The organism is Flavobacterium sp. W1B (assembly GCF_047344965.1).
Taxonomy (GTDB): domain Bacteria; phylum Bacteroidota; class Bacteroidia; order Flavobacteriales; family Flavobacteriaceae; genus Flavobacterium.
The window spans coordinates 1,057,863-1,081,373 of sequence record NZ_CP178845.1 but is presented as its reverse complement, the minus strand read 5'-3'; the positions used below and the strand labels follow the sequence as shown (position 1 = coordinate 1,081,373).

22 protein-coding genes are annotated in these 23,511 nt (G+C 35.3%); 7 read left to right on the top strand and 15 right to left on the bottom strand.

Annotated elements, in window-relative coordinates; all coding sequences use genetic code 11:
- Positions 1 to 28 precede the first annotated feature (28 nt).
- Entirely contained in the window at positions 29 to 499 is a 471-nt protein-coding gene (locus ACMDB5_RS04760) for a regulatory protein RecX (RefSeq protein WP_413999874.1), read from the top strand.
- A 6-nt stretch (positions 500 to 505) separates the two neighbouring features.
- Here ACMDB5_RS04760 and ACMDB5_RS04755 read toward each other — a convergent pair whose 3' ends face one another.
- From ACMDB5_RS04755 to ACMDB5_RS04720, 8 genes are all read right to left on the bottom strand, one after another.
- Positions 506 to 1,660 carry a beta-ketoacyl synthase N-terminal-like domain-containing protein gene (locus tag ACMDB5_RS04755; protein ID WP_413999873.1) on the bottom strand — a complete coding sequence of 385 codons (1,155 nt, stop codon included), beginning with the start codon at positions 1,658 to 1,660 and terminating at the stop codon, positions 506 to 508.
- 99 nt (positions 1,661 to 1,759) lie between these two features.
- Positions 1,760 to 3,031, bottom strand: coding sequence for an adenosylmethionine--8-amino-7-oxononanoate transaminase (bioA, locus tag ACMDB5_RS04750; protein WP_413999872.1), 1,272 nt, complete (start codon positions 3,029 to 3,031; stop codon positions 1,760 to 1,762).
- An 85-nt stretch (positions 3,032 to 3,116) separates the two neighbouring features.
- Positions 3,117 to 3,734: a dethiobiotin synthase gene (gene bioD / locus ACMDB5_RS04745; RefSeq protein ID WP_413999871.1), complete on the bottom strand. Its 618-nt coding sequence runs from the start codon at positions 3,732 to 3,734 to the stop codon at positions 3,117 to 3,119.
- A gap of 54 nt (positions 3,735 to 3,788) precedes the next feature.
- Positions 3,789 to 4,400, bottom strand: coding sequence for a hypothetical protein (locus ACMDB5_RS04740; protein WP_413999870.1), 612 nt, complete (start codon positions 4,398 to 4,400; stop codon positions 3,789 to 3,791).
- Positions 4,390 to 4,842, bottom strand: a complete 453-nt coding sequence (locus tag ACMDB5_RS04735) for an RNA polymerase sigma factor (RefSeq protein WP_413999869.1) — start codon at positions 4,840 to 4,842, stop codon at positions 4,390 to 4,392. The genes ACMDB5_RS04740 and ACMDB5_RS04735 overlap by 11 nt, the downstream gene beginning before the upstream one ends.
- A gap of 55 nt (positions 4,843 to 4,897) precedes the next feature.
- Positions 4,898 to 5,752 (bottom strand): TraB/GumN family protein, encoded by an 855-nt coding sequence (locus tag ACMDB5_RS04730; protein ID WP_413999868.1) that lies wholly within the window; start codon positions 5,750 to 5,752, stop codon positions 4,898 to 4,900.
- Between the two features lie 52 nt (positions 5,753 to 5,804).
- The gene (locus ACMDB5_RS04725) at positions 5,805 to 5,999 is read right to left on the bottom strand and encodes a hypothetical protein (RefSeq protein ID WP_413999867.1); all 195 of its coding nucleotides are present in this window, start codon (positions 5,997 to 5,999) and stop codon (positions 5,805 to 5,807) included.
- Positions 6,000 to 6,073: 74 nt separating this feature from the next.
- On the bottom strand, positions 6,074 to 7,243 hold the full coding sequence (locus tag ACMDB5_RS04720; protein WP_413999866.1) for an aminotransferase class I/II-fold pyridoxal phosphate-dependent enzyme: 1,170 nt from the start codon (positions 7,241 to 7,243) through the stop codon (positions 6,074 to 6,076).
- 158 nt (positions 7,244 to 7,401) lie between these two features.
- On the opposite strand from ACMDB5_RS04720, the gene ACMDB5_RS04715 reads away from it, so the two are divergent.
- Together ACMDB5_RS04715 and ACMDB5_RS04710 are read left to right on the top strand one after the other, a co-directional pair.
- Positions 7,402 to 7,917 (top strand): DUF2975 domain-containing protein, encoded by a 516-nt coding sequence (locus tag ACMDB5_RS04715; RefSeq protein WP_413999865.1) that lies wholly within the window; start codon positions 7,402 to 7,404, stop codon positions 7,915 to 7,917.
- Between the two features lie 2 nt (positions 7,918 to 7,919).
- Positions 7,920 to 8,129 carry a helix-turn-helix domain-containing protein gene (locus ACMDB5_RS04710; RefSeq protein ID WP_413999864.1) on the top strand — a complete coding sequence of 70 codons (210 nt, stop codon included), beginning with the start codon at positions 7,920 to 7,922 and terminating at the stop codon, positions 8,127 to 8,129.
- Between the two features lie 146 nt (positions 8,130 to 8,275).
- On the opposite strand, the gene ACMDB5_RS04705 is transcribed toward ACMDB5_RS04710, so the two are convergent.
- From ACMDB5_RS04705 to ACMDB5_RS04675, 7 genes are all read right to left on the bottom strand, one after another.
- A complete protein-coding gene (locus ACMDB5_RS04705) occupies positions 8,276 to 8,557 on the bottom strand; it encodes a F0F1 ATP synthase subunit epsilon (RefSeq protein ID WP_413999863.1) in 282 nt (93 codons plus the stop codon).
- An 82-nt stretch (positions 8,558 to 8,639) separates the two neighbouring features.
- On the bottom strand, positions 8,640 to 10,151 hold the full coding sequence (gene atpD / locus ACMDB5_RS04700; protein WP_413999862.1) for a F0F1 ATP synthase subunit beta: 1,512 nt from the start codon (positions 10,149 to 10,151) through the stop codon (positions 8,640 to 8,642).
- 254 nt (positions 10,152 to 10,405) lie between these two features.
- Positions 10,406 to 11,932: a G-D-S-L family lipolytic protein gene (locus tag ACMDB5_RS04695; protein ID WP_413999861.1), complete on the bottom strand. Its 1,527-nt coding sequence runs from the start codon at positions 11,930 to 11,932 to the stop codon at positions 10,406 to 10,408.
- Between the two features lie 33 nt (positions 11,933 to 11,965).
- Positions 11,966 to 14,839, bottom strand: a complete 2,874-nt coding sequence (locus ACMDB5_RS04690) for a TonB-dependent receptor domain-containing protein (RefSeq protein ID WP_413999860.1) — start codon at positions 14,837 to 14,839, stop codon at positions 11,966 to 11,968.
- A 290-nt stretch (positions 14,840 to 15,129) separates the two neighbouring features.
- A complete protein-coding gene (glmS, locus tag ACMDB5_RS04685) occupies positions 15,130 to 16,977 on the bottom strand; it encodes a glutamine--fructose-6-phosphate transaminase (isomerizing) (RefSeq protein WP_413999859.1) in 1,848 nt (615 codons plus the stop codon).
- A 7-nt stretch (positions 16,978 to 16,984) separates the two neighbouring features.
- Entirely contained in the window at positions 16,985 to 18,625 is a 1,641-nt protein-coding gene (locus ACMDB5_RS04680; RefSeq protein ID WP_413999858.1) for a DUF4270 domain-containing protein, read from the bottom strand.
- Positions 18,626 to 18,648: 23 nt separating this feature from the next.
- Entirely contained in the window at positions 18,649 to 19,455 is an 807-nt protein-coding gene (locus ACMDB5_RS04675; protein ID WP_413999857.1) for a glycogen/starch synthase, read from the bottom strand.
- A 78-nt stretch (positions 19,456 to 19,533) separates the two neighbouring features.
- On the opposite strand from ACMDB5_RS04675, the gene panC reads away from it, so the two are divergent.
- The 4 genes from panC to radA all read left to right on the top strand — a co-directional run bounded on the left by panC (position 19,534) and on the right by radA (position 23,480).
- Positions 19,534 to 20,412, top strand: a complete 879-nt coding sequence (gene panC, locus ACMDB5_RS04670; protein WP_413999856.1) for a pantoate--beta-alanine ligase — start codon at positions 19,534 to 19,536, stop codon at positions 20,410 to 20,412.
- A 14-nt stretch (positions 20,413 to 20,426) separates the two neighbouring features.
- On the top strand, positions 20,427 to 20,777 hold the full coding sequence (panD, locus tag ACMDB5_RS04665; RefSeq protein WP_413999855.1) for an aspartate 1-decarboxylase: 351 nt from the start codon (positions 20,427 to 20,429) through the stop codon (positions 20,775 to 20,777).
- A gap of 199 nt (positions 20,778 to 20,976) precedes the next feature.
- On the top strand, positions 20,977 to 22,119 hold the full coding sequence (locus ACMDB5_RS04660) for an alpha/beta hydrolase (RefSeq protein WP_413999854.1): 1,143 nt from the start codon (positions 20,977 to 20,979) through the stop codon (positions 22,117 to 22,119).
- The gene (gene radA / locus ACMDB5_RS04655) at positions 22,119 to 23,480 is read left to right on the top strand and encodes a DNA repair protein RadA (protein ID WP_413999853.1); all 1,362 of its coding nucleotides are present in this window, start codon (positions 22,119 to 22,121) and stop codon (positions 23,478 to 23,480) included. The genes ACMDB5_RS04660 and radA overlap by 1 nt, the downstream gene beginning before the upstream one ends.
- Positions 23,481 to 23,511: the final 31 nt, after the last annotated feature.

The following is a 23,511-nucleotide window of genomic DNA, read 5'->3' as shown; positions in this document are numbered from 1 at the left end:
ACCGATTGTTAATCTTTAAACCACAAAAATGAAAGACATCTTCTCCATTAAGGAAGCTATTCACAAAATAGAGCATTATTGTGCCTACCAAGAGCGGTGTCATGAAGAAGTAGAGCAGAAATTAAGAAGTATGAAAATGGATTCAGAAGAGATTAATACTATTATTGCACATCTTATTAATGACAATTTTCTAAACGAGGAACGTTTTGCTTGTAGCTTTGCCAGAGGCAAACATCGCATCAAACATTGGGGAAAAATTAGAATTGTAAATGAATTAAAGCAAAGAGGAATCAATCAAACGCTGATTAACATTGCCCTAAAGGAGATTAGCGCCGAGGAATATTCCACAACATTTAATACTCTGGCGGAAAAACATTGGGAATCAATACGAGAAGCCAACGTTCAAAAAAAACGGAAGAAATTTTGCGACTATCTGTTAAGACGCGGATTTGAAAGCAATCTGGTTTACGAGAAAATGAAAGAATTAGAACAGATGTAAACCATTTTACAATGACAATAAAACACTGACTGCATTCCCGCCAAAACCAACTGCATTCACTAATACTTTTTTAATAACTTTTGTTTGATTTTGAGCTTTCGCAAAAGGAACACCAACAAAAGTATTGTGTTGCATCATCATAATAGCCAACTCAACACTCAATATCCCCGATGCGCCAAAGGTGTGCCCTATTTTCCACTTATTAGTCGTCAGTAAAGGCAGCCTTGAGCCAAAAACCTTCTCGATTGCCCTATACTCCGTTAAATCGCCTTTTATGGTTCCCGGAGCATGCATGACAATCGCATCAACTTCAGAAGGATTAGTGTTTTCTAAAGCCATTTTCATAGATTTCTGAAAACAAGTTGCCTCAGCAGAAATAGAAATATTATGCTCCAAAATTTCTGTTGCATAACCAACTCCTTCAATAAAAGCCAATGCATTCTCTTTTTTCCCACTTTCGAGACAACAAACGGCTGCGCCTTCACCTAAGATCATGGTATTTTGCTTTTTTTCTAAATCCAAAGCCCGATTTGGATACTCCTCTTCGCTATTAGAATAAATCTTCAATGCTCGCATTTGAGCTATCGTAAAATCAGTCAAAGGAGCTTCACTTCCGCCCACCAGAAACTTATCAACCATTCCGGCGCGCAACCAAGCAACACCGTTCAAAAGAGCATGTAAAGCCGTCGAACAAGTGATAGAATGAGAAATTTCCGGTCCATTACTTTGCAAATCATGAGCAACCCAAGAAGAAATATTACCCAAGGTTGTTGTAGGCGAAGCCAATGTTTGCGCTTTGCCCGTTTCTAAATATTCTTGATAATGTTTCTCGAACAAATCAGTGGCACCTCTTGATGAACCTATATTGATTCCAAAAACATCCTTTTGATTCCAACCAGCACTTTGCACCGCTTTTTTTGAAACTGCCATGGCATACAAAACCGATTTATCCAATGATTTGTATTTAATGTCTGAATCGCGCATTTTACCAACAAGTTCCTTAGAATCAACGTCGAGCATTGCAACTAGCGTTTCTTTATGATCTAAAACCTGCTTATCAAAAAAGTGTTTATCCTTTAAGTAATTCTGCCAAATAACACTTGGTTTGTTTCCTAAAGGAGAAATAGAAGCGATTGCAGTTATGGAGATAATTTGAGACAAAGTGTTTATTTATTTAATAGCAAAGGTTGCAAAGATTTTTGCAAAGTTCACAAGGGTTTGAAAAAATTATAGTTACTAAAGAACTTATAAAAATGAGTTCTAGACCATTTCTATAGCCTGCTCAATAACTTGATAAACTTTTTGCAATTGTTCATTTGTAATAATATAAGGAGGCAAAATATAAACTATGTTACCCACTGGTCGCATAATTATTCCGTTTTCAATGAAAAAATCGTACAATTTTGTACGCATGGTTCCATAATAACTCTCGTCGTTTTGCTTTTTTATTTCCAATGCGAAAATGACACCTAAAACGCGAGTTGTCTCCACTTTTGGATGTGATTTTATCTTTTCTTGAAAATTTAAATGACACTGATTTACCCTGGCAATATCATTTTGCATTTCGTTAGTATGCAACAATTCTAAACTAGCCAAAGCCGCCGCACAGCCTGTTGGATTTGCTGTAAACGTATGTCCATGAAACAAGGCTTTATTGATATCATCATCATAAAAAGCTTCGAATATTTCTTGGGTAAAAGTGGTAATCGCCATCGGAATTGTACCTCCTGTCAGCGCCTTAGACAAGCACATCATATCCGGCTTTTGCTTTATATAATCTATCGCAAAGGTTTTTCCTGTTTTTCCAAAACCCGTCATCACTTCATCGGCAATTGTTAGCACATTATTATCCTGACAAATTTTTATTAATTCATCCAAAGCGTTTGGTTCATACATCACCATTCCGGCTGCTCCCTGAACCAAAGGTTCAAATATAAAACCTGCACAATTGTTGTTTTTGATAACCTTTTTCAAAGCATCAAAACTTTCTTGTTCCTTTCCTTGCACCGGGACAGGAACTCGCACCACATCAATAAACATTCCTTGAAATGCCTGAGTATAAAAGGAAATTCCGCTTGCCGCCATTGCCGCAAAAGTATCGCCATGAAAGGCATTCTCAAAAGCAATTATAGTAGTTCTTGTTTCTCCTTTGTTAAAAAAATACTGCAAAGCCACTTTTATTGCAACCTCCACAGCAGTTGAACCATTATCTGAAAAAAATATTTTTTTCTGATTTTTTGGCAGAATTTCGATAAGCTTTTCAGACAAAACTACTGCCGGCTCATGGGTGAATCCACCAAAAAGAACGTGCTCTAATGTGGTAAGCTGTTTATAAATCGCATCGGCAATAAATTTATTACTGTGCCCGAACGGATTTACCCACCATGAAGCAATGGCATCGATATATTCTTTATCATTATCGTCCCAAAGCAAAGCGCCTTCCCCTTTTTTAATAGCAATAGGAAGTGAGGCCGTTTTATGTTGTGTATAAGGGTGCCAAAGATATTGGCTGTCTCTTTCTGTTAAGTTCATTTTTTTTGGATAAAAGAAGTACAAGAAAAAAGAAAAGATTAACCAATTATTAAAACCTCTTCATTCTGATTTCTCTCTTCTTAATTTATAAATTCAAAAGTGTTTCTTGGAATTTTTCAGCATATTCCCGAATTACATTTTTATCGAAATAAGGTTCTTGATCAATTCGGCCTATATATTTTACACCAGTTTTATTCAGGATTATAGCTTCTGAAGATTTGTTTTCCTCTCCATTAAATACAATTCCGGCAATATTAATTTTTCTGTTTTGCAAGGCTTCTATGGTGAGTAACGTATGGTTGATACTTCCCAAATAATGACGTGAAACGACAATCACTTTATGATCAGCTTGTATCAAATCAATCACACAATCGGAATCATTAAGCGGCACAAAAACACCTCCGGCACCTTCTATTACAAGATGATTTTGAGTAATTGGTTCTGTAATTTTTTTCAAGTCAATCACAATATGATCCAATTCAGCCGCAAGATGCGGACTCGCCGGCGTATTTAAGGAATAACTATTGTCGAAAAATTTAGTTTTTTCATTAGACACATAACGTTTGATCTTATGAGTGTCCGAATCTTCAAGATCTCCAGCTTGAATAGGCTTCCAATAATCAGCTTCCAAGGCTTCCGTTATGATTGCAGAAGCAATCGTTTTACCAACATCTGTTCCAATTCCTGTAATGAATAGTTTCATTTGTTATATTTTATGCAAAAGTAAAAAACCCATCGTTAAGATGGGTTTAAATTATTATTCTTTTAACTCGTCGATTACTTTTTTTATTTCTCTGGCGTATTTACCATAAAAATGATGTACCCACCATTCTAAAGCCAATCCCATAAACAAGATTGAGACTGCAACAATTACAAACAATGCGCCCAAATATGAATTATCTAAATTACTGATAACAATTTCAGATTTCTCTGATAGTTTATAATTTAGAAAACCAACCAGAAACAAAACCATGAAAGGCGTTAAGGCAAAGCCAAAAGTCTTATACAACTCCATATTCAGACGTATATCAAAATAGGTTTCGTACAAATTATCTTTAGTTTTTAATGCTGTATTATTTAGTCTCTTGTAGAACAAATACAATTTTACCAAATAATAAATACACACAGCCACAAAAATGGAAAACAACAAGTAAAAAGGAACTATCATTTGCTGAGGAAAATCATTTAAAAAAGGGCAAAACCCAATTATAAAAACTGATAAAACTTGATAAACAAGTTCATTTTTCAGATTCTTTCTAATTTTTTCCAATGGCGTATTTGCCGTTTGTATTTTCTCTAGATTAGATGGCAAAACCACCTTATCCGTATTCTCGTTATCCCAAGCTGATTGTATATCTTTAAAGTCCATAACCTTGATTTTTTATAATTTCTTTTAATTTTTCTTTTGCCCTGTTCAATTTTACCCTAGCATTCCCTTCAGTAATTCCTAGATTTTCTCCAATTTCCTTATGTGAAAATCCTTCGAGTTGATAGAAAACAATAGCCTTATCAATTTTACCCAATTTTTGAACTGCCCGATAAAAATGCTCAATTTGACTTTCTTTTACAGCAGAATCCCCATCGTCATACCGAATATTCTCCGAAGCAATCTGATACTTATCCACTTTCCGTTTTTCTTTCTTCAAGAACACAATTGCAGTATTAATAGCGACGCGATACATCCAAGTTGAAAACTGACTTTCTCCTCTAAAACTTCCGTAGGCTTTCCAAAGCTGACAAACAATTTCCTGAAACAAATCTTGCTGATCATCAAAGTTGTCCATGTACATTTTAGAAACCTTATGAAGCATTCCTTTATGCCGATCTATGCGGGTTAAAAACTCTTGTTCATTTACTTTCAAAATCCTAATTCAGTATTGGTTTTACTTTATATCCTTTCTCTTTCAATAAATTAATCACCCCATAAGTTCCGCTTAAATGTGCTGCTCCCACAGCAAAAAACACACTTTCTTTTTTCATTAGCTCAGGCATTTTTACAACCCAATTTTTATTTCTATTATCTAACATTAGTCTTTTTGCTTCCTTGTCCATAAATTTCTCATCAACAGCAATAGCATACAATTCATCTAACTTTTCCGAATTATAAATTTTTGACATTTCATCAAAAAAATTAGTATCATAAAACTCCAATTGATCTATAAACTCTTTGTTAGAATATGAGTTTTCAAAACAAGAAATCTGTTCTTGTGCTTTTTCCAGACCAATAATTTCAATTTTTCTTTTTGCTGCCATTCCCATAAACTCAAATTCAAACATTTTTGGAGGACAATTTAATGCTTTCATCATAACAATACTCATTATGGTTATTAAATTAGAATTTTCAAATTGACTGGCAGTAAGACCCATTCTTCCTTTTAAAAACTCGTCTAATTTATGATATTCTTCTTTGCTCAAAACTTTACTCAAAGACTCACTAGAAGTTGCCATATCTTGCATGAATTGCAGTTCTGACGGCTCATCAAAATCGATTTCTAAAGCCAATACTCCCGATTTTTCAAAAGCAGATTTCACTTTATCTTTAATCAAAAAATCCTTTTCACACATCATGTGCATTGTTCCATACAAATAAGAAGGTTTTGTAAGGTCATTACCGGAAACTTCCCACAACAATGAGTTTTCGGTTGGTTGTGTTTGCGCATTAGTTGTAAGTCCGAATGCTGACACAATAAGTACAATTGCTGATTTGAATACATTTTTCATTTTTGATTGATTTATTAGTTGATGATTATTTTGATGATTGAAACTCGCTTGATTATTTACTGTATTTTGTTCTTAGGATTGAAAAAACTCCTGCCAAAAAGAAACAAGACATCATAAGTAAGATTTCAGATTTTGGCTTATCATACACAAATTGGTTTACTAAGGAATATCCTAATCCAATTGAACTGAAAAGAATCATGATTGGACCAAAATAATTTCTTTCGCTAAATTTTTTTGTTGTTTTCATAATGGTTATATTTTTTTGATTACAACTCGTAAGTAATCAAAAAACAAAAACGTTACAAAAAAACAAAATAAATCTTATAGAAGTGAGTAAAGACAAGCCATTACAGCCGAAATTTCTTCTTTAGAATTAAAGCTATGCAAACAAAAACGTAGGCGTTCCTGTCCTTCGGGAACAGTTGGAGACAAAATGGCTTTGACATCAAAACCCTGTTTTTGAATTTGCTTGGCTATGGATTTTACACTTTCATTTCCTGGAATAATAGCCGATTGAATAGAAGATTTACTTCGAACAAAAAGCGGTTTTAATCCCAATAAATTTTTCTGCTGATTGAAGTGAATGATATTCTCACGAAGTGCCTGAATATTCTTTTTATCTTTATTCAAATGCTGATAAGCTACCAAAATTGTAGCAACAGCATGTGGCGAAAGTCCTGTAGTATAGATAAAACTTCTGGCAAAATTAACCAAATAGTCTTTTAAATCTTGGCTCCCTAAAATTGCAGCACCGTGACAACCCAATCCTTTGCCGAAAGTCATAATACGAGCAAAAACTTTATCTTGCAGACCAAGCTCTTGAACCAAACCTTGTCCTGCCAAAGTTTCAGAATCTCCAAATACACCAAGAGCATGCGCCTCATCAATGACTAAATTAGCATCATATTCGCCCGAAAGCCGCACTAATTCCAAAAGATTAGGCGTATCGCCATCCATTGAAAAAACAGACTCTGTAACGACATAAATTTCATTTACCACCACCCCTTTATTCTGCAAGTCTCGACAACGCAAAATCAATTTCTCTAAATCTTCAAAATCATTATGATTGAATTTATAAGCTTTAGCATTTGATAATTGAATTCCGTCCCGAATGGAAGCATGACAAAGCTCATCATACAAAACCAGATCTCCTTTTTGAGGCACTGAACTAAAAAAACCAACATTGGCATCATATCCCGAATTAAAAATCAATGCAGACTCACACTGATGAAATTGAGCAATATAAGATTCTGCTTCTGGGTATACCTTATGATTTCCCGACAGCAACCGAGAACCTGTGGCTCCATTTTGAATACAATCAGCAGCAATTAAGTATTGATGTACATTCTGAAAAATTGATTCTGATTTTGAAAACCCAAGATAATCATTCGATGAAAAATCGATTAAATCAGCCGAAGATGGCAAATTACGAAAAGTAAGGTTTTGCTTTCGGGTATCGAGTTTAGCGGAAAGATTTTTTGAAAACTTCATAAGAGCAAAGTTATAAAAATAAGGCTGATAAATGGAACAAAGACAATATGGGTAAAAACTGATTCTCTCCGATCAAAAAAATAATTATTGTTTTTAAGTGTTTTATTATCGTTTTACAATAATTTTAATATATTTGTAATCAACATATAACTATAAATATGAGAAAATTAAACATTTTAAAAGCTGCATTGGACGTCTTCTGGTTCTTTACACTTATCGCTGTAATTGGACTTATTCTTTTTTTACCATTATATTTATTTCGATCAGATATGAATTATCCTATAAAAATTAAAGATCAAGAGATTACTAACCCAACTATTTTTTCAAAAGTATTTGTTTTTATAAATGTAATCAGTAGTCTACTTTTTTTATACAGCATTTATTTATTAAGAAAAGTTGTTGATTTATTTCAAAAAAGAGAAGTTTTCAATAATGAAGTTGTTCGACTTTTTAATTTAATTGGAAAATTAATTGTGGCTTCTTCAGTGATTAGCAGTTTCTCAATTTTTACATATAAAATCATTGAAAGTCATCATTTAGATTATTTTTCATTAGATTTTGGTAGTTATGATTCATTTCTAATTTCTGTTAGTTTAGGATTGTTTTTTATGGTAATAAGTGAAATTTTTAAGATTGCAAAGAATATGAAAGAAGAAAACGAACTAACAATATAACTATGCCAATCATTGTAAACCTAGACGTGATGCTTGCCAAAAGAAAAATGCGTTCCAACGAATTAGCGGAACGAATTGGTATTACAACGGCGAATCTTTCTATTTTGAAAACGGGAAAAGCAAAGGCAATTCGGTTTTCAACTTTAGAAATGATTTGTGAAATTCTTGAATGTCAACCCGGAGATATTATGGAGTACGTGAAAGATGAATAACTTCTCTCTTCCTACATTTTTAACCTAGAAATCGGCAGAAATTTTGTCGTTTATTCTTCTTAATTAAAAAAAGATTGAAACGTATAGCTGAAAACAAAAAAAGCCAAACAATAATGTTTGGCTTTTTTATTAATTTTCAAATTGTTTTAGTCAGCTAAAACAATCACTTTATTATCCTTCATTTCAATAGTTCCAGAAGAAATAGCTAAAGTATAGTTCTGATCATTTACTTTCGAGAACAATGCTGCTGTTTCTTTACTGAACTTAAAACTTGGAGCTGTAATACTCACAATTCCTTTTTGAAGTAATGAAACTATAGGCGCGTGATTATTCAAAATCTGAAAAGCTCCATCTACTCCAGGTACAGATACTGATGTTATTTCTCCTTTGAACAAAGATGCTTCCGGTGATACTATTTCTAAAATCATTTTCTTTTAGTTATGAGTTATAAGTTATGAGTTATTAAGTGAGTAGAAACCCCTAATTTATAACTCATAATTCATAATTATATTAAGCTTCTGCTAACATTTTTTCTCCAGCTTCGATAGCTTCTTCGATAGTTCCTTTAAGGTTGAAAGCTGATTCTGGCAAGTGATCTAATTCACCATCAATAATCATGTTAAATCCTTTGATAGTATCTTTAATATCAACTAAAACACCTTTCAATCCTGTAAATTGCTCTGCAACGTGGAATGGTTGAGACAAGAAACGTTGTACACGACGTGCTCTAGAAACAGATAATTTGTCTTCTTCAGATAATTCTTCCATACCTAAGATCGCAATGATATCTTGCAATTGTTTGTATTTTTGAAGAATCTCTTTTACTCTTTGCGCACAGTCATAATGCTCATTTCCTAAGATATGTGGAGTCAAAATTCTTGAAGTAGAATCTAACGGGTCAACCGCTGGATAAATACCTAACTCAGCAATTTTACGAGACAATACAGTAGTAGCATCTAAGTGAGCAAACGTTGTTGCTGGCGCCGGGTCAGTTAAATCATCCGCAGGAACGTAAACCGCTTGTACAGATGTAATAGATCCTTTGTTTGTAGATGTAATACGCTCTTGCATCGCACCCATTTCTGTTGCTAATGTTGGTTGGTATCCTACCGCAGATGGCATACGACCTAAAAGAGCCGAAACCTCAGAACCTGCTTGTGTAAAACGGAAGATGTTATCAACGAAAAACAATACGTCTTTTCCTTGATCTGTTCCTGCTCCATCACGGAAATATTCAGCGATAGATAGTCCAGAAAGTGCTACACGAGCACGAGCTCCTGGTGGCTCATTCATTTGTCCGAAAACGAAAGTAGCTTTTGACTCTCTCATTCCTGGTAAATCTACTTTAGATAAATCCCATCCTCCATTTTCCATAGAGTGCATGAAATCATCACCGTATTTTATAATTCCTGACTCTAACATCTCACGAAGTAAGTCATTTCCTTCACGCGTTCTTTCTCCTACTCCTGCGAATACAGAAAGTCCACCGTGACCTTTTGCAATATTGTTGATCAACTCCTGAATCAATACTGTTTTACCAACACCAGCACCACCAAACAATCCAATTTTACCTCCTTTTGCATAAGGCTCAATCAAATCGATTACTTTAATACCTGTGAATAAAACTTCTGATGAAGTTGACAAATCTTCAAATCTTGGTGCTTGACGGTGAATTGACATTCCATTCTCACCTGTTTTAGGCAATTCTGGCAAACCGTCAATAGCATCTCCAACCACGTTGAACAAACGACCGTAAACATCTGCTCCAATCGGCATTTGAATAGGATTTCCTGTTCCAACAACTTCATAACCTCTACTCAAACCATCTGTTGAGTCCATCGAAATGGTACGAACTGTGTTTTCACCAATGTGAGATTGTACTTCAAGCACTAACAAAGTACCGTCTTTTTTTGTGATTTCTAATGAATCATAAATTTTTGGAAGTTCAACATCTTTACCGTTGAAAACTACATCAACTACTGGACCAATGATCTGGGCAACTTTTCCTATTACTTTTGACATTACTTATGTATTTATTAAATAGCTATTTAGGTTTATGAAATGAAATCAATCGAAACATATCGATTAGACGCTTTTTTCAGAGTGCAAAGATAATTTTTAAAAATAAAAAATCAATAATTTTTATATAAAATAAATGAAAATTTAAAGTATTGCTCAAAAACACAAGCCGAACCCGATAAAGCGGTAAAAAAAAACAAAAACCATTCGACTCGCGACGAATGGTTTTTCGTTTTTTTTGCATCAAGAACTTTAAATTAAAGTGACCTTGGAAACAATATTCGATAATTACTTATATCAACTCCTTTTAAATTCGACCCATAAGTCATATTAATTGCTTCAATAAATTTATTGGCAATCAAAGCATAACCTCTTGGACTAGGATGCACTCCGTCTAGAGAAAAAGCACCACCGGTCACAAAAGCATTAGTAACCGTATAACCATTTGAAGCAATTCCTCCGTTTACCAATTTCTCCATAATAACCTTAGTATCCACAAAAGCCAAGCCTTTGCTATCTGCAACAGATTTAATAGTTACATTATAAGCATCTGTAGCTACTTTAACTTGCATTGTTTCATTTGCAGTCAAAACATGTCCATCCTGCAAAGGATAACTAACTCCAAATTTATTAATTGTCGATGGAGCGCCAGCAACTGTAGTACCTATAACACTACTCGTAGGAAGCAACACATAATCTCCTGGGGCCGCTTGCCTCGCTTGCCCAAATATTAAAGCAAATGCTGTAGCATTTATAGCAGCCATAGGATCACCCTGCTGCGTAAAATACCCCGTTAGAACAGGAATCATTTGAGCCGATTTATCCGCTAAACTTTCATCTTTAATCAATACCGGATTAGCCGAAGTTGCCGAAAGCAATTTTATTCTATCAGCATCAGCCGCCCCTAAAGCCATTCTTAAAAGAGAATACAAACCATTAACCTGCGCAACTCCCAGCGCACCTCCTAAAGCCGCAGGCGACAAAGGACTGGTTGGAACAGTTGTAAAATAAGGCAAAGTATTTATATAAGGAAGATTAGCCACGACTCCCTTTGCATTATTAGCAGTAAGACCCGTTACCAAAGCAGAGAAAGCTCCTGCAAAAACGTTTGGATCTGTAATGTCATAATTCCCATAAGTTGCTGGATTAGCATTTCCGGTTTGATTAATCCCAACACCTCCAGAAGTAGCATAAGTCAAAACATCATTGCCACCAATCCACAAAGAAAAAAATGTAGCACTTTGACTTGCCGCATCAGCCAGAACCGTTGTCGTGGCACTTGAAGCAAAGCGTCCAAAATATGGATTCAAACTGCCATAACCAGGTGTCACTAAATGAAAACTCTTAGCACCCGGCAACCCCATATTGTTAAAAGGTCCCGTCAAATGAGCTGTTACTTCTGTTGTTGAAGGTCCCGAAACAGGCACCGGTCCAACTCCGTTAAAATACAACCTTGGTCCAAACTGAGGAATCTGAATTCCTCCACTTGAAAATCCCCCAATATTATCAGCCATAAATGGAGTCGAAAAAGCCCCGCCTCCAACTAACGCAAATTCCTGAGCCAGAACATTTGGATAGGCTCCCTCCTGACCTTTTTTAAACAAAGCACCATCACTATAACCCGCAGCAAAGGAATCTCCCAAGGCTACATATTTAGAAAAATTTGCCGAACCAGCCGTGAGCGGCTGACCATCTGATGAATCTGGATTCACCGCCACTTCATCATTATTACAAGCTACAAAGGTTAAAGAAACCAAAAGCAACCATTTGATATTTTTTATCATACTACTAATATTATATGTTATTAATAAAATTAATTACGGATTGATTGTCCAAGAAGCAAAATATTGTTGCCCTATCAAACCAGCTCCCAACACTTGAGTATATTCTTTTCCGCCAATATTTGAAGCACCCAATTTCAATGTTGATTTAAGTTTTGGTATAGTATAATTAATCTGAGCATCAATTACAGTAGCAGCGTCAATCATCCCATCAACCATTGTAGATTGCCATAAATACTCACTGTTCCATCTTCCGCTTACGTTAAATCCAAGATTTTTGAACAACTTTTCATTTCCTAATGACGCCTTTACCCTATGTTTTGGCGTATTGAAACCTGCTTCAAAGCTTGGATCTTTAGCTTGATCAAATTTAAATTCAGCATAATTATAATTAACACCCACTTCAAAATCCATATAAACCTTTTTAGAAAGACCAAGCCCAAAACCCAGAGACTCAATCTCTACATCAGTATTAGTATACAATTGATACGCCCTATAATCACCCCCTTTTAGAGCGGCCAACGTTTGAAACCCTGGATCAGCTGGATTAACAGTCGGATTTGGCGAATCTTTCGTCGTACCATAATAAGGCGCTACTACATTTAAATTTCCAATAAAATCGTTATAAATATTATAATATCCATTAACATCAACAGAAACATTATTTATAAACGAACGGTATCCCAATTCAAATGCTTTAACCCTTTCTGGCTTCACATAATCTACATTCGTCTTTCTTAACAGTGACGCATCCCCTGTATGACTGAAACGATCTACAGAAGTCGCAGTATAGGAATTATTATACGCATTTAAACCTGTCAGAACTACCGTGTTAGATCCAAGAATAGATTGTCCAAAACTAGAAATTGTTCCACTACCATTAATGTCATTACCCCTAACCTCAGAATACCTAGTTAAATTATCTGGCGCAGAACCTAATAATACCGCATTACCAATATTAAATCCTATGTACTGATCTTGTGTAGATGGGTTTCTAAAACCCGTTTGAAAAGATCCTCTGAAATTATGCCTTCTGCTTTCACCTCCAGTATACACAAGTGACACTCTTGGAGAAACATTACCGTCGAAATTTTTTGATTTATCATAACGAATAGAGCCCGTAAATTTCAATCTTTCGTCTACAAGTTTTTTAGTCAACTGAGTATAAGCACCGTATTCGTTATAGTAAATAGGACCATTTAGATCAGTATAAATCCTACCATGAGAATTCAATTGATACTGTCTATACGACCCCCCTAGTTGAATTTCAGCAAACTTTATAAGATCTTTAAAGTTATAGTTTGCATCAGAATGATAAATCTTAGAATTATCCACCAATTTTGAACCTGTAAGAACGCTTGGCTCAGCAATAACGGTATTAAATGCATTTTTAAATTGTGGAGAACCCGGTAAAAAACGCGAACCATTTGGCGCATTTGGATTCGCAGGATCTACATAAGGTGCTAAAACCGTTCCTCCCAATAGTCCTGTTGGCGAAATGTTATAATCTGCAAAATTCCTAGCCCCAGCATGTGCTTGTTCAGGAAATTGACCTGCCAAAGTTGCCTGAGCATAAGCGGTTGCATAATCTGTAAACCAGTTTTTATCCGCTTTCCACATTCTATTAATATTAATCCCCGTAAAAAGCATATCATAGGATTTTCCCCCATCTTCATTTGTCGTATAGCCTCTCACAAAAAAGTTCTTACCCTTAACTTCTATTTTATGCTGCTGCATAAAAAAATCATTCAGATAATACCTATTCGCTCCCTGATAAACAGCATTACCAAAACCGAATTTACTCTGCCAAATCACTTCTAAATTTTCATTCCCTAAAGGTCTGTAATGAAGAGAAAAGTCAATTTTAGTATTACTCGCCTTATTATCGGTAAGATCCACTTCGTTATAACCCGTTCTTGAAACCTTGTCACTAGGCAATGTTGGAGCCGCTATTACAGTCGCAACTTCATCCCCATACACATTAATACCATCATAACCATAATGACTTCTGGTTCTGCCAGGAGTGATTTTATCATCATAATTCGTTGCATGCCAATCTGTACCTCTCATGTAAGTAAAATTAACCTTACCAGCTAATTTAGAACTAAAAGCATGCGCCATCCTAACTCCATAATCAATATAATCATTAGAACCGGCGGCTTGCTGAACTGTCTGACCATATTTGGCGTAAGCCGTAATCCCTTGACTTGTGAACGGACTTTTACTGTTCATAAACAAGATACCGTTAAAAGCATTAGCTCCATACAAAGCAGAAGACGCACCAGGCAACAACTCCACACTTTGAACATCGATTTCAGAAATACCAATCATATTCCCTAATACAAAATTCAACAATGGAGAAGAATTATCCATTCCATCAACCAACTGCATAAAACGCGTATTAGCTACCGTGGCAAAACCACGAGTATTAATCGACTTAAAAGACAAACTACTGGTATTCATTTGAACTTCTTTCAAATCCTCCAAACCGTCATAAAAACTCGCAGACGCAGTCTTTTTGATATCAGCAATTCCCATCCTTTCGATAGTAACCGGAGATTCTAAAACTCGCTCAGGTGTTCTTGACGCCGACACCACTATTTCATTAAGCAATGTCTCCTCATCATTTAAAACAACATTCAGTTTTTGGTTACTAGAGGTAACATTTACCTTTTTTGAAAGGAAACCAACACATGAAATTTCAATTACGAACGGTGGCTTCATTGAAGAAACTAAAGTAAACTTTCCATCACTGTCCGTTACCGTATTAGCGGCACCCCCTCCAACAATTTTAATATTAGCCCCAAAAACAGCTTGGTTGCCACTATCTACAACCGAACCCGAAATCGAATTCTGAGCAAAACTTATGCTACAAAAAAACAAAGACAAAAAAAGCAAATAAATTCTCATGTGGTTAAATTTTATTGATTTACATCGCCAAAATACAAATATTTTCAATATCAATAAAAAAACATAAAAAAAATTTAATTATCATCAACATTTTTATATTATTTTAACTTATTCTTTATTTTGCTTTATTGAATATATTATTGAAATATTGTTAAAAAGATAATATATACTATGCATACATATAATTTTTATGGGAAAAAAGAGATATATCGCAAAAGTAATATTTTTCAAAAAAATCAAAAAAAAAGCGAGGCACAGGCCTCGCTTTTCATTATCTATCTCAAAATCATCTATTCAACCGTAACTGACTTTGCTAAATTACGCGGTTGATCAACATTACAACCCCTCATTACAGCAATGTAATAAGACAAAAGTTGCAAAGGAATTGTAGTAATCAACGGAGACAAAGCATCTGAAGTTTCAGGAATTTCGATAACATAGTCCGCTAATTCACGAACTTGCGTATCACCCTTAGTAACAACTGCTATAATCCTTCCGCTTCTGGATTTAATTTCCTGAATATTACTTACTATCTTATCATAATGCCCTTGCTTTGGCGCAATAATAATTACCGGCATTTGATCATCTATCAAAGCAATTGGCCCGTGCTTCATTTCTGCCGCAGGATAACCTTCAGCATGAATATATGATATTTCTTTTAGCTTTAAAGCCCCTTCAAGTGCTACTGGGAAATTATATCCTCTACCTAAATACAAACAATTTGGCGCATCTTTAAAAACTGCTGCAATCTCTTTTGCTCTATCATTGGTTTCCAAAGCCTCTTTTACCTTCTCAGGAATTAATTCAAGTTCTTGTAAATACATGTGGAAATCTGAATGAGACAAAGTTCCTTTGGCTTTTGCCAAACGCAATGCAATCATCGTTAATACCGTAATCTGAGTTGTGAAAGCTTTAGTAGAAGCAACACCAATTTCAGGTCCAGCATGGGTATAAGCTCCCGCATGAGTCTCCCTCGATATAGAAGAGCCTACAACGTTACAAACCCCAAAAACAAAGGCACCATTTTCTTTAGCTAACTTAATAGCAGCCATAGTATCAGCTGTTTCACCAGACTGAGAAATGGCAATTACTACATCTTTGCTGCTTATAATTGGATTTCTATACCTAAACTCCGAAGCATATTCAACTTCAACAGGTATACGTGCGAATTCTTCAAATATATATTCAGCAACCAAACCGGCATGCCATGATGTACCACAAGCAACTATAATAATCCTCTCGGCATTCAGGAATTTCTCTAAATTATCCTCTACACCTGCCATTCGAACAATTCCCTCATTTGCATGAAGTCTTCCACGATAGGTATCTTTTATAACACTTGGTTGTTCAAAAATCTCTTTCAACATGAAGTGATCATAACCTCCTTTTTCAATTTGCTCCAAGTTCATCTGAAGCTCCTGAATATAAGGATCAACCAAAGAGTCATCTTTGATTTTTCTAACTTTCATCGCTTTATGCAACCTCACATTTGCCATCTCGCCGTCTTCTAAATAAACAGCATTAGAAGTATATTCGATAAAAGGCGATGCATCAGAAGCAATAAAATACTCTCCCTCTCCGATACCAATAGCTAGTGGACTTCCTAAACGAGCCGCTACAATTTCATCTGGATTTTTCTTATCAAATACAGCAATAGCATAAGCACCTACCACTTGGTTAAGAGCTATTTGAACAGCCTTACCTAATTTAAGTTTTTCTTTCTTTTGTACTTCTTCGATAAGATTAACAAGCACTTCAGTATCTGTATCTGAATGAAAAACATAACCTCTCTTGATTAGTTCTTCTTTTAAAGGAGCGTAGTTTTCAATTATCCCATTATGGATAATTACCAGTTCACCAGAATTAGAACAATGTGGATGCGAATTCACATCATTAGGCACACCATGAGTAGCCCAACGCGTATGTCCAATACCTATATTACCGTTAGTAGTGATTTCTTTAATCGCTTTTGCTTCAAGGTCTACAACCTTACCTTTAGTCTTGCAAAGCTTTACATCCTTACCGTCATATATCATGACACCAGCACTATCGTACCCTCTATACTCTAGTCTTTTCAATCCTTTTATAACAATGGGATAAGCCTCTCGGTGGCCTATGTATCCAACAATTCCGCACATATTTTAGTTAATTAGATTTCGTGAAATAAATTTGAAACTTTAATCTTTTAGCATCTGGAACACTCTGCTTATTACTTCCATGAAGTACAGTCCCCAAAGGACTCATCACAGATGCCACTGGCAACTGAAACAACGGAGAAACCGAATTCTTTAATTTATAAGATACAACTGAAGGCGTAGTTATATCATTTGCAACAACTAGTCCTAAGTTTACATTTTTGGCAGTCTTGTCTTTAATAAGGTTTCGAACATGATTAGTAATTCTAATCTTATAAATCCCATCCCCAGCCTTTGTGTTATCCAACAAACCTCCAAAAATAACTTTCTCGTTTTTACTACTTCCTCCGCTTGTACCATCGGCATAATAATCTAGTAATGGTGTGTTATTATCCATATCAAATAAATAAACCCTCATCGGCTCCTTACTGTTTGCCATTAACCCATCATCAATATGAAAAACAAGATTAGCTTCATTTACTAACTTTTGTTGACCCGACTTAAGATTACGCAAATCATCTAACTCATCCGAAACATTATTAGGCCCTGTTAAATTCCCTTCACTATCATATCCTTTTAAATCTGTCTTACTAAAAAGCTCAACAACTGCAACTGCACCGTCTCCCCCTTTTAAATACAATTTCTCGTCACCATCAGCGGTATTCCCTTTATTTGGCAAAGCCCCATAAGTTGTTCCATTAACAGCGAAGTCATTACTCAGCAAGCTCACTGTATTTCCGGACATATTAAGAACAATTTCCTTTTCAACCTTAGTAGCATCAGTATCAGATGTATCTTCTTTGTATTTAATAGTGATCTTACCTGATTTAAAATTCAACATAGCCAAAGCTCCTTTATCACTACCAGACTTCTCTATTTTGAAATACAATCCTCTAAAATAATTTTTGAAAACCTCGTTTGTAGCCAGCTTCCCAGATGCCACGGCATCAATTATCTTAGTCTTAAAAAAAGACTTATTAAGATCTAAACGCATTGCCGGGGGGGTTCTATTTACCGTCTCTTTATCATCAACGGTAGTAGTTACTTTATATTCAGCAGGATCAAAGAAAAAAGCACTATTTTGTGCAACATTAGCAGCATCATTCAAAAGAACACTTCCTTTTAAATCATCAAAATTAGCATTTTGATCTGTAAAGTATTTTTGAGCCTCTTGAAATCCACCAATAGGATCCAAATCTCTCATAAAGTACCCAGATTCATAAACACTTAACTTAATTTTCGCATCACTTGGGCCATAAATTGAATCTAGCGTATACACATGATCACCCTTCTCGTCAGTAGATTTTAAAGTACTGAAATAAGGAATTGTCAAAACAACACTTTCGATTACAGGATTTTTACCAATTGTTGGACTTAATGCATCTAAAGTTAGCTGAGTTGCAAAATTAGCCGTAGTGGTTCCAAAATTAGCGTTATCATACATCCCTAAAGCATTAATAGGCAAGTTATTTGATTGCACTGCACTTGTTTTTTGGTTGTAAGCCAAAACATCATAAAATTCACCATTAAGATCAAAATGATTGTCACCTATTAAACCATCCCCAATTGAATTATAGTCTTTATCACAGGAATACAAAAAAAGAACACTAGCAACTATTAGAATTTTATTGATAAAAGAATTGTTGTACATACTTAATAATAAAAGTTTAAAATTTATAGAACCTCGTTGTTATAAAAATTGGTATACGCCTCAGCGAATGCATCTTTAGGGACGAAAGGTAAAAAAGGTTTTCCTGAAGATTCTATATATTTTGTTAAACTTGAAGAAACACCATTTGAAGCTATAATTACCGCATCCGAATGTTTAATCGTTGCCTTCATAATATTCTCATAATTAGGAATTGACAAATCAGAAACAGCATCATCAGGAACTCCGTCAAGCTTAACTTTATTTATCATTTCCAAATCCAAATTATTATCGAATGATTGGCTATATACCGAGGTAACTATCTTAGTATCCGAGAAAAGCGCCTCGTTCTTGTAAAAATGCTTCATGTATATAGGCAACATTGCAGCCATCCAACCATGAACATGTATAATATCTGGAACCCAATTTAATTTTTTGACAGTCTCCACAACTCCCTTAGCAAAGAAAATAGCACGTTCGTCATTATCATGATACATCACGCCTTCTTCATCGGCAAAAGTTGCTTTCCTTTTGAAATACTCATCATTATCAATAAAATAAACTTGAATTCTTTCTTTTGGAATAGAAGCCACTTTAATTATCAAAGGCATATCTAAGTCATTTACTACCAAATTCATCCCAGAAAGTCGAATTACTTCATGTAATTGATGTCTTCTTTCATTGATATTCCCATATCTTGGCATAAAAATTCTGATTTGCCCACCCTGATCATTAACCATCTTTGGAACATCGTAAGACATCAAAGAAACTTCATTTTCAGCCAGATAAGGCACCACTTCAGATGATACGTATAATATCCTCTTATCTTTCATATTATAATTTGCTTAGTTTATTGGTAATAAAAACCACGCAAAATTACAAAAATTTATGCAGTTATTGACTAATATATTATGTTTGCACTTAATTTTAATAAAAACACCATGCCTATTTTCTATGGAAAAGTGGCTTTAATGGATTATTTAAAATCCATTAAAACCAAAAATTCCACTGTTGGATTTATCCCAACTATGGGTGCTTTGCATCAAGGACACCTTTCATTGATGCAACAATCACTGGCAGAAAACGAACATACAGTAGTAAGCATTTTTGTAAATCCTACCCAGTTCAACAACTCTGAAGATCTAGAAAAATACCCAAGAACTTTAGAAGAAGACACTCAAAAAATTGCTCAATTAAACAATTCTATTATAGTTTTTGCCCCTTCGGTAGACGATATTTACGAAGGAAAAGTACTATCGCAAGATTTTGACTTTGACGGACTAGAGAATCAGATGGAAGGCAAATTCAGGCCAGGTCATTTTAATGGCGTCGGCACCATCGTAAAACGTCTTTTTGAAATTGTAACGCCAACCAATGCCTATTTTGGAGAAAAGGATTTCCAACAGTTGCAAATTATAAAAAAGATGGTTCAAAAAAACAATCTCGAAGTAAATGTAATTGGTTGCCCAATCTACAGAGCGTCAAATGGCCTTGCAATGAGTTCCAGAAACGAACGCCTGACAGAAGAGCAAAAGGAAGAAAGCAGCTTCATTTTCAAAACCCTATTAGAAGCTAAAGAACAATTCCAAACCAAAAGCGCAGAATACGTGACAGAATGGGTCGAAAAAACCTTTGCCAACAATCCCGCTTTTGAACTAGAATACTTTCAAATTGCCGATGAAGCAACACTCACGCCTTGCGAAACTAAAAGCGACAGCAAAAAATACCGCGCTTTTATAGCTGTTTTTGTCAATAATATTAGATTGATTGACACCATTTCATTAAATTAATTTACTTTTGTAGCATGCAAATTCAAGTTTTAAAATCCAAAATACATCGTGTAAAAGTAACCGGAGCTGATTTAAATTATATCGGTAGTATTACTATAGACGAAACCCTATTAGAAGCTTCTAACATCATTGAGGGAGAAAAAGTTTCTATTGTAAACATCAATAATGGCGAACGTTTTGAAACCTACGCGATAAAAGGAGAGAAAAATTCCGGCGAAATAACCTTAAACGGCCCTGCAGCCAGAAAGGTACAAAAAGATGATATTATTATTATCATTTCATACGCTACAATTGACTTTGAAGAAGCAAAAAGCTTTACTCCTTGGATTATTTTTCCAAACGAAGAAAACAATTCTTTAACCTAAATATTGCAAACCTCTCATTTTCTGTTTCTTCAATTTACGGCTGTATTTTGAGAATCGCGTTATGCCTTACTTTTAATAAAAATCCGTATTCTCTCTTGATTCTAATCCTGAGTTTACACCTCTTACTTTTTTATTAATTTAAAGTATTATATTGGTACTCCATTTACAATCCTTTTCTTTTTCTAAAAAATCCTGAATTATGAAACAGACATTCTTATTGCTTTTTTTTTCCGTTTGCATGTTTTCACAAAAAAAGACAGAACTATTCAATTCAAGCAAATTAGGAGAGCCGCGAGAAATCACCATCAGCTTACCTCATTCTTACGAGAACAATCCTACTAAAAGATATCCCATCCTTGTCTTATTAGACGGTGATTATTTATTCGACCCTTTTTATGGAGCATTGAGTTATGGTGCCTACTGGGATGATTTACCAGAAACAATTATTATTGGAATCAACCAAAAGAAAACTCGGATGCAGGATTGTCAATACGATGATACCGAAGGTTTACCCTCTAAAAAAGGAGCCGCTTTTTTTGAATTCATTGGTAGTGAATTATTACCTTACATCGAAAAAAAATACCGCACAGCCCCATTCCGAATTATAGCAGGACACGATACAACAGCGGGTTATTTGAACTTTTTCCTATACAAGGAAAACCCATTATTCAACGCCTATATTTCTCTAAGTCCTGAATTGGCTCCAGAAATGGAAAACCGAATACCGGATAAACTTTCTAAATTAAAGAAGACCGTTTTTTATTACCAATCCTCAGCCGATGGCGATATTAAACAACTCCGAGAACCCATACAAAAACTTGATGGTAATATAAAATTGACCTCAAACACCTTAGTTGATTACAAATACGATGAATTCAAAGGTGCATCACACTATTCGTTAGTAGTATTTGCTATTCCAAATGCGCTCTATCAGATATTTGATTCGTACAAACCAATTTCTTCTTCTGAGTTTTCAGATAAAATTGTTGTCCTCCAAGAGGGACATGTTGACTATTTGATAAAAAAATACGACATTATATCGAACAAATTAAGTTTAAAACCCCAAATCAGATTGAATGATTTCAAAGCAATCGAAGCAGCCATTCTGAAGAACAAAGCTTACAGAGAGTTAGATAAATTAGCTGAAATCGCCGATAAAAACTATCCAAAATCAATGCTGGCTTCCTATGAATTGGGATTAATGTATGAAAAAATGGACGATCCAAAAAGAGCAGCCGCAAAATACCAACATGCCTCACAATTAGAAGAAATCGGTGACCTGACAAAGGACATGATGTTCAATAAATATGAAGACATGAAAAGTTTAATAACCAAAAAATAATGTCGAAAGTTAAAACCTCTTTTTTCTGCCAGAGTTGCGGAACATCCTACGCTAAATGGCAAGGACAATGCAACGCCTGTAAAGAATGGAATACCATTGCAGAAGAAATCATACAAAAACAAGAGAAAGTAGCTTGGAAAAGCGAACCTACTCCAAATAATAGAGCGCCAAAACCCTTAAAAATTACCGAAATCGATTCGACTCAGGAAATCCGAATGGACACCACTGATTCCGAACTCAATCGCGTGCTTGGAGGTGGAATCGTTCCTGGTTCTCTTACGCTTTTGGGCGGTGAACCCGGAATAGGAAAAAGTACGCTTTTACTTCAAATTTCATTAAAGCTACCTTATAAAACCCTATATGTTTCGGGCGAAGAAAGCCAAAAGCAAATAAAAATGCGCGCCGAAAGGATTACACCTAGCAGCGACAACTGCTACATACTTACCGAAACCAAAACACAAAACATTTTCAAACAAATTGAAGCCATTGAACCCGAAATCGTAATCATCGATTCGATTCAAACCCTTCACACCGATTATATTGAATCAACGGCGGGAAGTATTTCTCAAATTAGAGAAACCACTGCCGAGTTGATCAAATTTGCCAAAGAAACCAACATTCCCGTGATTCTTATTGGCCATATTACCAAAGACGGAAACATTGCCGGTCCTAAAATTCTGGAGCATATGGTTGACACGGTGCTTCAATTTGAAGGCGACAGAAATCATGTTTACCGAATATTGCGCTCTTTAAAAAATCGTTTTGGTTCTACAGCCGAAATAGGAATTTATGAAATGCTGGGAAGCGGCTTACGAGAAGTTTCGAATCCTTCGGAGATATTAATTTCACACAAAGACGAAGAATTATCAGGAACCGCCATTGCTACTACACTCGAAGGCATGCGCCCGTTAATGATAGAAATTCAATCACTAGTAAGCACCGCAGTTTACGGAACCCCACAACGCAGTACCACGGGCTACAATGCCAAAAGACTCAATATGATTCTTGCCGTTCTGGAAAAACGTGCCGGTTTTCGTCTAGGAGCCAAAGATGTTTTCCTTAACATCACAGGAGGAATTTCCGTTGATGATCCTGCTATTGACCTTGCCGTTGTCGCAGCCATTTTATCCTCAAATGAAGACATTGCTGTAAACAAAGGTTTTTGCTTTGCTGGAGAAGTAGGCTTATCCGGAGAAATCCGTCCCGTGAACCGCGTAGACCAACGCATTCAGGAAGCCGAAAAGCTGGGTTTCACTACCATTTTTGTATCTAAATACAACAAAATAGCTTTGAAAAACACAGGAATCAAAATTGAATTGGTAGCCAAAATTGAAGATGTAGCAAGTATGCTTTTTGGATAAAACAACACTAAGTACTGTAAATTAGTTATTT